The organism is Bacillus sp. GW821-FHT11D08, from assembly GCF_058808515.1.
Map to the genome: position 1 here is coordinate 208,004 of NZ_JBXARS010000005.1, position 12,534 is coordinate 220,537.

Annotated in this window: 12 protein-coding genes and 4 pseudogenes; 10 read left to right on the forward strand and 6 right to left on the reverse strand. The window is 38.4% G+C overall.

Going from position 1 to position 12,534, the window contains the following annotated elements:
* Positions 1-24 precede the first annotated feature (24 nt).
* Both AC1RRX_RS12260 and AC1RRX_RS12265 read left to right on the forward strand, forming a co-directional pair.
* Positions 25-780 carry an SGNH/GDSL hydrolase family protein gene (locus AC1RRX_RS12260; protein WP_144464456.1) on the forward strand — a complete coding sequence of 252 codons (756 nt, stop codon included), beginning with the start codon at positions 25-27 and terminating at the stop codon, positions 778-780.
* A 9-nt stretch (positions 781-789) separates the two neighbouring features.
* Positions 790-1,353, forward strand: a complete 564-nt coding sequence (locus AC1RRX_RS12265; RefSeq protein ID WP_144464454.1) for a YpmS family protein — start codon at positions 790-792, stop codon at positions 1,351-1,353.
* A 49-nt stretch (positions 1,354-1,402) separates the two neighbouring features.
* Here the strand turns inward: AC1RRX_RS12265 and AC1RRX_RS12270 are convergent, their stop codons facing one another.
* Complete coding sequence (locus tag AC1RRX_RS12270; RefSeq protein ID WP_012117803.1) at positions 1,403-1,828, reverse strand: MarR family transcriptional regulator; 426 nt, start codon at positions 1,826-1,828, stop codon at positions 1,403-1,405.
* Between the two features lie 128 nt (positions 1,829-1,956).
* Here AC1RRX_RS12270 and msrA point away from each other — a divergent pair, with 128 nt between their 5' ends.
* Together msrA and msrB are read left to right on the forward strand one after the other, a co-directional pair.
* On the forward strand, positions 1,957-2,490 hold the full coding sequence (gene msrA / locus AC1RRX_RS12275) for a peptide-methionine (S)-S-oxide reductase MsrA (protein ID WP_003153641.1): 534 nt from the start codon (positions 1,957-1,959) through the stop codon (positions 2,488-2,490).
* A gap of 1 nt (position 2,491) precedes the next feature.
* A complete protein-coding gene (msrB, locus tag AC1RRX_RS12280; RefSeq protein WP_007409536.1) occupies positions 2,492-2,926 on the forward strand; it encodes a peptide-methionine (R)-S-oxide reductase MsrB in 435 nt (144 codons plus the stop codon).
* A gap of 40 nt (positions 2,927-2,966) precedes the next feature.
* Here the strand turns inward: msrB and AC1RRX_RS12285 are convergent.
* A pseudogene (locus tag AC1RRX_RS12285) lies at positions 2,967-3,587 on the reverse strand (polysaccharide biosynthesis protein); the annotation flags it as partial.
* Positions 3,563-5,247, reverse strand: a pseudogene (gene sprA / locus AC1RRX_RS12290) (serine-type integrase SprA). The pseudogenes sprA and AC1RRX_RS12285, both read right to left, overlap by 25 nt.
* Before the next feature lie 802 nt (positions 5,248-6,049).
* Here sprA and AC1RRX_RS12295 point away from each other — a divergent pair.
* Complete coding sequence (locus AC1RRX_RS12295) at positions 6,050-6,613, forward strand: YqxI family protein (protein ID WP_064505233.1); 564 nt, start codon at positions 6,050-6,052, stop codon at positions 6,611-6,613.
* A gap of 23 nt (positions 6,614-6,636) precedes the next feature.
* Entirely contained in the window at positions 6,637-6,957 is a 321-nt protein-coding gene (locus tag AC1RRX_RS12300; protein ID WP_095353036.1) for a hypothetical protein, read from the forward strand.
* A 102-nt stretch (positions 6,958-7,059) separates the two neighbouring features.
* On the opposite strand, the gene AC1RRX_RS12305 is transcribed toward AC1RRX_RS12300, so the two are convergent.
* The 3 genes and pseudogenes from AC1RRX_RS12305 to AC1RRX_RS12315 form a co-directional block, all read right to left on the reverse strand.
* On the reverse strand, positions 7,060-7,719 hold the full coding sequence (locus AC1RRX_RS12305) for a hypothetical protein (protein ID WP_095353037.1): 660 nt from the start codon (positions 7,717-7,719) through the stop codon (positions 7,060-7,062).
* A gap of 79 nt (positions 7,720-7,798) precedes the next feature.
* A pseudogene (locus AC1RRX_RS12310) lies at positions 7,799-7,900 on the reverse strand (excalibur calcium-binding domain-containing protein); the annotation flags it as partial.
* 168 nt (positions 7,901-8,068) lie between these two features.
* A pseudogene (locus tag AC1RRX_RS12315) lies at positions 8,069-8,518 on the reverse strand (thermonuclease family protein); the annotation flags it as partial.
* Positions 8,519-9,024: 506 nt separating this feature from the next.
* Between AC1RRX_RS12315 and AC1RRX_RS12320 the strand changes: the two are divergent.
* The 4 genes from AC1RRX_RS12320 to AC1RRX_RS12335 all read left to right on the forward strand — a co-directional run bounded on the left by AC1RRX_RS12320 (position 9,025) and on the right by AC1RRX_RS12335 (position 12,502).
* Entirely contained in the window at positions 9,025-9,459 is a 435-nt protein-coding gene (locus AC1RRX_RS12320; protein WP_144464528.1) for an SMI1/KNR4 family protein, read from the forward strand.
* Positions 9,460-9,495: 36 nt separating this feature from the next.
* Positions 9,496-11,301: a T7SS effector LXG polymorphic toxin gene (locus tag AC1RRX_RS12325; protein ID WP_144464446.1), complete on the forward strand. Its 1,806-nt coding sequence runs from the start codon at positions 9,496-9,498 to the stop codon at positions 11,299-11,301.
* A 2-nt stretch (positions 11,302-11,303) separates the two neighbouring features.
* The gene (locus AC1RRX_RS12330) at positions 11,304-11,762 is read left to right on the forward strand and encodes an SMI1/KNR4 family protein (RefSeq protein ID WP_144464444.1); all 459 of its coding nucleotides are present in this window, start codon (positions 11,304-11,306) and stop codon (positions 11,760-11,762) included.
* A 380-nt stretch (positions 11,763-12,142) separates the two neighbouring features.
* Positions 12,143-12,502 carry a hypothetical protein gene (locus AC1RRX_RS12335; protein WP_144464442.1) on the forward strand — a complete coding sequence of 120 codons (360 nt, stop codon included), beginning with the start codon at positions 12,143-12,145 and terminating at the stop codon, positions 12,500-12,502.
* Positions 12,503-12,534: the final 32 nt, after the last annotated feature.

Genomic DNA, 12,534 nt, shown 5'->3' on the forward strand with positions numbered 1-12,534 from the left:
GTAGACGGGGAAGGAGCAACCAGATTGAAGCTGCGAATGTTCTCATTGATCGCCGGACTGGCCTTGCTTTTATCAGCTTGTTCTGTCCAGCGCACCGGTTCTGACGCTGAAGAACCGAAAACGAAAGATCATATTGTCATAGCTGCGGTCGGTGATTCATTGACTGAAGGAGTAGGAGATCCTGACGGTTCAGGATACGTCGGCAGGACAGCGGAGTCTCTTAAGAAAAAGGGACATGTGAAAACGGTAGATATTAAAAATTATGCGGTGCAGGGTGACAAAACGTCGGACCTGCTGGAAAAGCTTGATAATAAAAAAGTGCAGAAATCATTAAAGAGCGCCGACTATATCTTTTTTACCATCGGCGGCAATGACTTAATGAAGGTGCTCCGCCAGAATATGATGCAGCTGACGGTTCAGCCGTTCCAAAAGGAAGAGAAACCTTTTGAAAAACGGTTCAAGGCGATCGTTTCAAAAATCCGCAAATATAATGAAAACGCAGAGCTGGTGTATGTCAGCATGTATAATCCATTCACGTTTACGCTGCCTGAATTAAAAGAAATTAATGGGGTTGTAACGGATTGGAACAAGATCGCCGCAAAAGAGCTGGAAAAAGATCCTCACGCCGCCTCGGTGAATGTTGAAGACTTGTTCAGTCAAAAAAGCGGCAGCAGACGGATTTCAAAGGATGATGATTTTCATCCGAACGCAAAAGGGTATGCACTCATCGCCGATCGAATGTACGGCATCATTGAAAAACAAGGGTTACCAGCAGAATAGGGTGAAATGATGAAAAAGTGGAAATCGCTGTTTTTTGTTCTTCTCGCACTCAATGTGATTGCCGCCGCGGTAATTGTGACATTATTGGTTATGCCGGGAGAGCAGGCGAAAATACAAGATCAGACAAAAAGTGAGTACGGCTTTCATATCACGAGCTCGAAAGAATCTCTTGCCAGGTTTGTGAATGCGTACTTAAAAGAGAAGGCATCGAATCAGCTTGACTACAAAGTGGACATCAATAACGATGTGCACGTGGCAGGTAAAATCAAAGCATTCTCAACCTCCATTAACGCGGTCGTCACATTTGAACCGTCCGTACAGGAGAACGGAGATGTGATGTTGAAAGTGACGAAGTTTTCCTTAGGCGAATTAAGCCTGCCGATCAGCTTTGTGCTGAATTATATGGACAGCTTTTATGAACTCCCGTCATTTGTGCACGTTCATTCCGGGGATAAAAGCATCGAGATCCGTCTGTCGGAAATGCCTTTAGACAACGGCATGTATGTAAAAGCGGATAAAATCAATCTCGACACGGATGAAATTGAATTTTCCTATTATCATCCGAAACATTAAGTTTTCATAAAAAAACACAGATCCTTTAAGGGATTTGTGTTTTTTCGTGTCAGCGTTTTTTATCCAGCTTGCTGAACAGTTTGATTAACGTTGCGAGCTCTTCATCAGAGTAGCAGTCAAACCGTTTAAAAAAGTATTCTGTTTTTTTCTGGTTGAAATGATCGACAATTTTCTCCCCGGCTTCCGTAATATGGATTCTGATAATTCGCCTGTCCTCTTTAGAACGGATGCGGGTGATCCATTCCTTTTCTACTAAAGCGTCGGTCACTGCGGTAATGTGGCTTGCGGAGACCTCAAGAATGGGGGCGAATTCCGTTACTTTTTTAGGCCCTTGTTCACTGAGAATCCGCAAAATGATAAATTCATTCCTGGACAGCTCTTTATCTAGAATTTCATTAACTTCATTTCTGATTTGTTTAAACACTTTTCGAAGCAAAGCTTCCATATCATACATCATTTGTGTCCTTACTTTCAAATCATGAACCTCCAATATGTAGTCAGCGTGGCATTTGTTCAGCTTCCCCTGAAAGCAGAATTATTTTTATTCTGTTTATACATGCTATAATATAATAATACCACGTATGAACAAAGGAGGGCACCCGTATGTCAGAAAAAAAAGAAATCGCCACATTTGCAGGCGGCTGTTTTTGGTGCATGGTGAAGCCGTTTGACGAACAGCCCGGGATTGAAAAGGTGGTGTCCGGCTATACAGGAGGTCATACTGAGAATCCGACTTACGAAGAAGTGTGCAGTGAAACGACCGGACACAGAGAAGCCGTTCAAATCACATTTCAACCTGACATTTATCCGTACGAAAAGCTTGTCGAGCTGTTTTGGCAGCAGATCGACCCGACTGATGCAGGCGGCCAGTTTGCAGACCGCGGAAGTTCATATCGGGCGGCGATATATTACCATAATGATGAACAAAAACAAATTGCTGAAGCCTCAAAAAAACAGCTTGAAGAAAGCGGTATATTTAAAAAGCCGATCGTGACAGACATTTTGAAGGCTGAGCCTTTTTATGAAGCGGAAGGCTATCATCAGCACTTTTATAAGAAAAATCCTGATCACTACGGGCGCTACCGTGTAGGTTCCGGACGTCAAGGCTTTCTGGATGAGCATTGGAGGGACAGATAAGATGGCTTTTAATAAAGAAGAAAAAATCAAATCATTAAACCGCATGCAATATGAAGTCACACAAAATAACGGAACGGAGCCGCCGTTTCAAAATGAATTCTGGGATCACAAAGAAGAGGGGCTGTATGTTGATATCGTATCGGGAAAGCCCTTGTTTACTTCTCTGGATAAATTCGATTCTCATTGCGGCTGGCCCAGTTTTACAAAACCGATTGAGGAAGAAGAGGTTGACGAAAAACTGGACACAAGCCACGGGATGATCCGGACGGAAGTGAGAAGCAAAACAGCGGATTCCCACTTAGGCCACGTATTTAATGACGGTCCGGGGCCAAGCGGTCTCCGTTATTGCATTAACTCTGCGGCACTCCGGTTTATTCCGAAAGACAAGCTGAAGGAAGAGGGCTATGAAGCCTGTCTGCACTTATTTGAAAAATAGAGCTCAGCAATGAGGCCTGCCTATCAGACAGGCCTTTTTTCTATGTTTTTTTTTCTTCATGTAATCGTTCAATAATCTTTACGATTGTGTCTTTTGTGATGAGCGGCGCCTGATCGGATTGATATCTGGGGAGATTGACCTTCCGAAATTCCGGATGTTTGGCGGGGTCGGGCAATATCGCGTAAAGATTGCCCCATTCATATAAAGATTCCGTCTCATGAGGAGAGGTCAGTTCTTCATGAAGCTTCTCACCGGGGCGTTTTCCCACTTCAACAGCGGCGGGGCGCGGCAGCCCGTGCCGGGACGCATATTCCTCAAACCCGTGAAGCAGTTCTTCGAGCCTCAGGGACTCCATTTTAAAAATAAACGTTTCTCCGCCCTTTGTGATCGCCGCAGATTGCAGGGTGAGTGTTGCGGCATCATCAATCGACATAAAAAACCTCGTCATGTTTTTATCCGTAATGGTGAGCGGACCGCCTGCCATCAATTGCTCAAATAAAATAGGAATAACAGAACCGCGTGAACCTAGCACATTGCCGAAGCGGACCGAACAAAACACCGTACCGCGGTTTTGAACATGATGATTTGCCTGATGAAACAGCTTTTCGGACAACAGCTTCGTAGCTCCCATTGTGTTTACCGGGGAAACGGCTTTATCGGTTTTTTAAGATATTTACTGCATTTTGAGGGACTATCAGTGACGGTGAGGTCGAAAACGAAAAATTAAACCTCAGGATAGGGGTAATTTCAAACTGAGCCGGAATTGGCCCTTTTCTTTTTTGTGTCATCGTAACGATAACTTCTTTGAAGACCATTCTTAATAGCGCGTTCTTTTTTTCTGTGCTTGATTCAATGTGATATTGATCAATTATCTTATTTATGTTGTTTCTGACTGTATTACTGTCTATTTCTGATTGCGCTTCTTGAGTTCCTTTGAGCTCATGCTTGGCAATCTGGAGTTCTTTAAATTCTTCATCTAAAACAGCTTTTCTTTTCAAAAAAAGTTCATCAGTGTAAATGCCGCTCTCATATTTCTCGAAGATAAAATTCTCTTTGTTTTTTAACTCTTGTTCTTTTTGTGAAAGATGTTCAGACATTTGCTTTTTTGTTTTCACATTACTATTTACGTCTTCGTATTTAGAAATCATTGAAGTGATATGTTTTGTTAAAGTCTTATTATCTAAGTTGCTTAAAGAAGAGAGGTAATCCAAAATGGCATTTTCAACATCGTTATATCTTACATAAGTGCATTTATTCTTTTTGCAAGTGAGTGATTTAACGTGATACACACTTTCCGTGCCGTTTTTGTTTTCTCGCGTTCTCCTAGTTTCGTATTTAGATAATGGTTCACCGCACTTAGAACAAGTGCATACGCCTGCCAATTCACTTAATTCCAATGCATTTTTATTAGGCAGCAGGGGGACTTTGTTTGCAATTTTATCTTGTGATTGTTGAAATTGTTCTTGATCTATTATAGGAGCATGTGCATCCGATACTACAATTTGTTCCTTTTCAGGTCTAATTGTTCGTTTACCGTCTTTTGTTTTTTCCCTAACCTTATATTTAACAGTTCCGATATACGCTTCGTTTTGCAGAATTGCTTTAATTGTGTATTGATTCCAGCGCTTTTTTCCTGATGGAGTCGGTATTTGTAATTTTGTTAAGTGAGAAGCAATCGCTGTATAACTATAATCTTTTCCATTCAACCCATTTAAAAAGATGTTAAAGATGAATTGAACGACTTTTGCTTTTTCTTCGACTGGGACTAGTTTGGATGTTTTTTTGTTTAACCGGTATCCATAAGGCGCTAGTCCGGAAATCCATTTCCCTTGTGCCGCATATGTGTATTTAGCGCCTGTCATACGCTCTCTGGTCATTTCAAATTCTTCTCTGGCCATAAACAATTCAAAACGAATCTGACGCATGTCTGCAGGATTTCGAGGGTCATAAACTTTATATGGTGTAATGATAATCAATCGCTTGCTTTGAAGAAGGTTAACAATTTGTCCCGCATCACTGTAGCTCCCGCGGCTGAGTCTTGTTATTTCTTTAACAGCAATTGCCTGGTACTTGCCTTCCTCGAGGTCTTTAAGACATTCTTTAAAAACAGGGCGGCCCTCAATGCTTTCTCCTGACCCGATTTCCATTTTTAATTCATAGGGGATTTCAATCGACTTCAGTATTTTATTCATGAGTTCTTTTTGTTCTGTTAGCGTATCTTCGCCTGTTCTTTTTTCTCGCTCCATATCCTGACGAGAGCGTCTAAGATAACCCAAAATATTTGTAATGTTGTAAGAATGAACGATGTTTTTTAACTCCAAAAATCAGCACCTCCTCTTTATTGTATTTGCTGTAAAAACAGAAGTATTCATACAATATGCTGTCTGACATTGAATACGAAAATAACGTAATATATTGTAAGGATTGTATTGTTTGAATATTGATCTATTCTAATCGTATTCATTTTTTAATTAAACGCCGACTGTAATTAACAGGGTTTTTATTTTGTTCATTTAATCCTCATATGGCAGCGCTTATGAGCAACTATAACTTGAACACTAAATAAAATAATGGTTTTATCCATAAACAAAGAACTTAAAACGATGGGGGAAATACCAAAGGAACTTAATATCCCAGACTGGGGTATTCTGAATCTATTTAAGGCAAAAAAAGTGGACAAGCTTTCTTACTCTGAATTGTCAAAGAGGAGGAGAGCAAAAGACTTTGATCTGCTATACGATCTGCATTTCAACAAAAAAATGAGCCTAAAAGAAATTGGCCGGAAATATAATTATTCGCCTCCCTACATCCGTCAAGTTTTTAAGGATCAAGGAATTGAGCACTTGGCGTTTAAAAATCAGAATAAGAATTAAGGAAATTAACGGATACGTTAATTCTAAAAACATCTAAGACTGTTTTTGAGAACAGTCTTTTTTATATAGTAAAAATATCTTAAATTGTGAATGAATATTTGATCACCGTAGTGATTTCTGAACAGTTTCAAATGCAGGAATTCCTTACCTTTTTTAAACTAATATTATAAAAACAGGAAAAATATTAGTATTTTATGGTATTGTGGTCAATGTGTTGAACAATAAAATTAGGGATAAAGGAGAGTTCAAATTGAAAAGTCTATTTGCTAAAATTCTTTTGATGTTGCTTGCAGCCGTTATAGCCATCCCTACTGTTGGAGCTTCGGCCTCAGAAGTGCAAAAAGCAAGTGTTTCCAAACAGGACGTGCAATTTACTTATAATCCTACCGAGCTTCAAAAACTAGCTAAAGAATACTCAGTCCCACCAGTTAAAGAAAAAGGCATTTTAAATGCTGCTGAAGAATTAAAAGGTCTCGAAAATGGTAACTCACAAGATCAAATGAGTACTATGGGAGCTAAAAGCGCCGCAGCTAAAGAAGCGATTAAGGTTATTAGAGGACTAGCGAATAATGCTTGGGCAAAAGACATTTTAGGTACAATGTTTGGAAAGTCCACGGTAAACAAGATTATTAAAAACACAAACAAAATTTGTAAGGTTCTCGAAGATATAACCGGAGCTCCTAAAGAGGTTGCTGCTATGGCAAGAAAACAAATTCCACCAGCTATTAAAGGTGCAGTTGGCGCAGGAGTTGCTGAAACAATTGGCATGGCAGTAGAATATATCATCCTTGCTGCAGATTATCTTGTTCTTTAAATACTAAAATTAAAGGTGATAACATGACTGGAAATCGTTTTGTAGACTGGTGTAACGAAAATAACCTAAATTCTGAAGACGAAACTTTTCTCGTCCAGTTGTCAGGTGCATTTTGTAATTATGAAAATGATAAAGCGAAAGAAATGAATAAACAACTATTCATTAACCGATACGGTGAAGAGCTTGGAATTAGCTCCATTAAAGGAGATAATCGATCAGAATATGAAGAAATTATTCGTACTTATGAAAAGAATAATTACAAGCAGAACGAAATTAATATAGATGAACTGCTTCAGGTATTATTTGAGACAGAGATGATGTTATCTTTAAAAGAAAAGTTTTGATAAAATCCTAATTGATGTATCATAGGGGTTTAATCAGCCACTATAGAAAAACCACAGAGCTCTCTCTCATGCTCTGTGGTTTATAAAGGTTAATTGTTATTCTTAATAAAATAGGCTTACATTATTGTAAGTCCAATAATTCATATTCGTCATACTGAATAGAGAGGTTCTACTATCGCTTAATTCATGATAGTCATTATTATTATCATATAGTCTGTTATTGATGTCGTAGCGTATTTTAAAATATTGGACTCCGTTTATAACACATTCACTGATAAAATTATTATTGTCTAGGTACTTCAAGTCATCATGATTAAGCCATGTGAAATTATGCGGTATGAAGTATTGATATATACTTCTGTCCAAGTTGCGCTGAGAATCAGATATTGCGTTGAAATCATAAGTTTGGAGGGGGTCTTCTGACCAAGTGTCATTAGCCAATACTCCTTTAACAGTTACGATGACAAGATAGGAATTCTTATCAGAAAGTAGGTAAGAATAATTTTTCTTTTCAATAAAAATGTTTAAATCTGTGTTAGAGGCCTCTGGATATATAAGTCTGGTTTTAACTTGTAAATACAATTGTAATTCCTCTTCAGTTTGTTTGGTCAACAATTTATGTTTATTTGTAACTAGGATATCGTAACCGAAATCTGGTGTTATTTTTACGGCCTCAAACCCCCTCATTATAAAGTCACTCATAACTAAATGTTCTCCACCAATTCCAAAATAAAGGTTATTAAAAAAATTAGATTTCTTCATAAATATCCCTCACTTAAATAATTCTTCCTAACTTATTCGTTTTTATATCAATCAGGTAGAGCATTCTTAGAGTTTGTATTTATCGTTCACATGCAAAGTTGTCATTATCCCGATCCATCTTAGATGTATAAGCAGGGTGAGTGCTTGGTACGCCATGCGGATATTTCTTTCTCAGCTCTGTGCAGTTTGCAAAGTGTTCTGTTCCTCCAGCAGAAGGGGAGGCTTGTGCAGAGTTAGAAGAGCTGCTTGATGCTGAACCGCTTGAGTTCGATTTATGTGTCTCGGATTGGCGTGTTGTAACTGACTTTTGAGCCGGCTTAGATACACTTACTGATTTCTTCGGTTTCGTTACGCAGCCATTAAATCCTTTATCAGTCGCATATCCATTCTTACTCCAAATCTTCAAGTCTTTATCTTTCGCAGCTTGCTCATCTTTCTTATACGTATCTAAATACTTCGTGTTTGGTTCATATACATAAGCTACTCGTGCTAATCCTTCTTTAAGCAGTGTTTCTTGTACTGATTTGCCATCTGCATAAACGTAAGCCAGCATTCTGCCATACTTGTCTGTACGATCTCCTTTATCAAACTCCAGTTGAAGTTTTCCCTTGTTAACCAGCTGTTTGTTTCTTGCTGAAGCATCCTCACCATATGGTTGTACGCAAGAGTTTGGGTTCTTAGTTTTAGGCGTGTCAACAAGTAAATAACGAACAGTTTTGACTTCGCCTTTATAGTTAACTTTAATCGTATTCCCATCAACTGTTCTGTTAAGTGTTACATCGACCAGCTTTTTCTTATTGTCAGATGGCTTTTTATTCGATGAATCCTTCTTTGAAGCATTTTCGGCTTTTTCATTTTTGTCATTATTGCTTTTGTCGTATGATAGATTGTCTTTCTTTGTCTCTTTTGCATCCTTTTCATCTTGCTGCGTTGTTTTAGCTTTATCTGAATCTGTTTTATCTGTAGAAGCAGAATCAGATCCACACGCAGCCAAAGAAAAGATTAGAGATAATGCGCCAATACCTAACAGCCATTTCTTCAATGTAATTCCCCCAATTTGTTTGTTCTGTCTCTATAATGGACAAACCTTCCTAATTATAAATATAAAACCAAAGATTGTAAATTAAGTATTTAACATCTTAAGACAATCAAATGCAGTTGTGTGGTAAAATTTAGTGATCTAAACCTTAGAGGAGGGAAATTTAATTGGAAGAAGGAAAGTTAATTCGCATGACTCTTGATGGGATAAAGGAAGCTGTTTCTAAATACGGAACTTTTCCTATGCTCCAACATGGAGGGCATGTCATGGAAGATGCTGCTTTTCAATTCAGAGACCCAGCCAGTCCTCAAGAAATTAATAGTTTAGAAAAGATGTTAGGGGTAACTTTGCCTAATGATTATAAAGAGTTCCTATTCAATCACAATGGAATGGAAATGTTTAATGGTATTGAGCTTCTTAGTACAGAAGGGATAATTGAATTTAATGAAGTTCAAGACTTCCCTAAGGGATATGTCCTAATTGGGTATCATTATGATGGCAGGTATGTTATTGATGTAAACAAATCAAATAAAGGGTTGGGGTATATGTTGCATCTGGATTCAATTGATAATATTGAAGATGCGGTATATTTAGACTCTAACTTTGAGATTTGGTTTGACATGTTGGCGGCATCAAACGGAACTAAATACTGGGCAGTAAAGCCGAAAATCCAAGAGTATTATAAATATATTTCAGAATAGAAAATTTAGATAAGATTAAGCAGAAAGGAGCCGTAAATGAAAGTATTCGAAGCAGCCTCGTTCATTTCAGCAGCGGAAAAGCGAGCAAAAGAATATGATCAGATTAGAGAACAATTTATCAACCTCAGAAAAGCTTTTCAGGGAATGGCTGACTTAGACGACAGTGAGTTTTCAGGCAAAGGTGCTGATAACATCAAAGCATTCTTTCAAGATCACGCCGGTGTCACGGACAGCTGGCTTGATCTGATCGATATGAAGATTGCGTTTCTTAACAGTATTTCTGGAAAAGTATCTGATGCCGGATTGGCCGATTCGTTTGTGGAAGAGTCATTTTTAGAACATGAGTTGATTCATGCGAAGAATCAATCAAAAGCCATCATGCAGGAGCAGCGGAATGAAATGAGGGATATTCTTAATGAGATAAGTGATATTGTTCATCTTGATGTTTTCTCTACAGAGGATGTCGATCAAAAGCTGGATTCAGCAGATAAAAAACGGGATGAGACCATACATAAGCTCGGAAAGCTTGATCATGATCTAACGAAAGAATACGCAGAAACCGAAGCGAACGAACAGTTCATTCAGGCAGATTTTCAACAGCTCCAAAATGCAACGGGTAAAGGGAAAAACGCCACTCCGCTTCACTATAACGCCAAGGCATACAGGGAAAGTGACATACATAAGAAAAAAGGCGAGATTGCAAGACATTCAGACACATATTTAACGTTTAAGAAGGAAGAAGCAAAAGAGCGGGAAATCAAGGATCTGAAGAAAAAGCTCGCTGACGGTGTGACCGATCCGGATGAATATTTGGAAATTGCGAAGAAGATCGGCTATGAAAACCTTGAACCTTCCCAGCAGCAACATGTCATTCAGCTTGAACAAGCAAAACAGCTGGAAGAAGCCGAAGAAGTGACTTGGGATATTTTAAAAGGAGCCGGCGTTGGTTTATATGATGTTGGGAAAGACACGGTAACCGGTTTATGGGACTTCATAACCGATCCGGGGGAAACCTTGTCAGCACTGGAGAATGCAGTACTTCATCCTGTTAAAACATATGATGCTGTTTCAGCAGCAATCGAGGAATCGTATCAAAAGGATATGGTAAATGGAGATGCTTACTCCAGATCAAGATGGGTGACATATGCAATTGGTTCAGCAGCTGTGGCTGTCGTCGGAACGAAAGGCGCAGGAGCCGTTAACAAAGCTGATGCGGCGGGGAAGGTCATAAACAAGGCAGGACAGGCAGGGAAGAGAATTAAGGACGTCAAGATTCCAGATTTGCTTCCGTATAATCCTAAGTATAAGCTTGCTCTGGCCGATAACGTACCATACAATGTGGTTGACAGCCAAAACCTTAAAAATCAACTATTAACTAATGCGAAGAAATTAGATGAGAGTAGAAAGCCATTTACAGGTAAGGAATTAACTCTCCCTTGGCTAAATAAAGAGAAGTATGGCGCCTTTGAAGTTAAAGGGAAGGTAAAAGCTTCGGGTAAAACTAAAGATGTAAGTCGAAGAGTATACACGTTGAAAGATATTGATATAAACAAAGTTGATGCTGAAAGCGGAAAAACAAATTTACAACTTATGAAAAAAGGTGACGCTCCTTTTGCTAATGATGGCACAAAAATCAACTTACATCATTTAATTCAAGAAGAGCCAGGAACGATGGTGGAAATTCCAGCTTCTGTTCATCAAAATAATAAAAAAGTTCTCCATGGATTGAAAAAAGGTGGGGAAAGTTTTAGAAATGACAGGGAGTTGCGGAATCAGTATAAAAGCTTCCAACGAAGATATTGGAAATGGAGAGCGAGCCAATTTGAGAAAGGAGAAATGTAACAATGACTAATCATGAAATTGAAGAATTTATTAAAGAAAACGCTGAAGATGATGATTTTACAGGCGGAATAAGTGAAGAAAAAATCAAAGAGATACAAAATCGTTTAAATGTAAAACTTCCCGAGAGTTATAAGTGGTTTTTAAATAAATATGGCTCCGGTGGAATTTACGGGGTAAATATACTAGGCCATGGGAAAGTTTCTGCAAGGGTTGTTACAGTTACTGAGGAATATAGAACTTATTATAATTTAAGTGACGGTATTATCGTTATAGAAGATGTAGATGAATTCTCTTATTGCCTTGATACAAACAAAATGGAAAACGACGAATGTCCAGTAATAGTTTGGGCAAATGAAGCCGGTTATGGTGACAAGGTTGCAGATAACTTTCTGCAATTTTTCTTGGAAGAGCTTGAAGAAGCAAAAGAAAATTGGGAAGAGGACGAAGATTGGGACGATTAAGTAGAAGTATTGCAAAGTTAAGCTCTCTTTTTGAGAGCTTTTTTTGTATGAAATAATGAAATAAGATACTGTTGGTTGAAAAGAAACTGTTTTTCCATCTATTATATTTGGTCGAATTTAAGTTGAATATCTCGCTGGAATTACCGATAAATAACATGTGAAATAATACCAAACGGAAGGGATTTGTTATACAAAGGTGAAGCGAACATATACAAATATGATGCTATACTTGGGCAAAACAGGGTAGTGATAGGATGGGATAAATACATTGAAATTCCAATGAACGAACTTCCTTCAAATGAGATTCAAGTTGAAGGTCTTGGGAAAAACATGAAAATCATTTATAGCAACGTTGTAAAATTCGAGAGAGGGTGAATGTTATGGATGGTCTAAATAACTCTTACAATATCACGAAAGATCCGAAGTTTTTAGCGTTTTGCAGTTTAGCGACAGAAGGTGCAGGAATTAGTTCGAATCAGCAATGTTCAATTGGTTTTACTGAATTCAAAGAAGCGCTGGAGAATGGCAAAGTAGTTGATAATAAAAACCTTAAAAGCAGTTCAGAGTTAAGTCATCAGTTTGATTACTGGAAGTCCAGAATAACTGGGGGACGAGCTGTAACTGAAACTGATAATCAAGTGTTGGATATCATCAAACAAGCATACAATCTCGGAATGGTTACGAAAGATAATATGCTTTTGAGAAATCAAGCAATTAACGCTTATAAAACATCTATTTAATTTAAAATTATAGCCCCTTATCCTACAGGAAG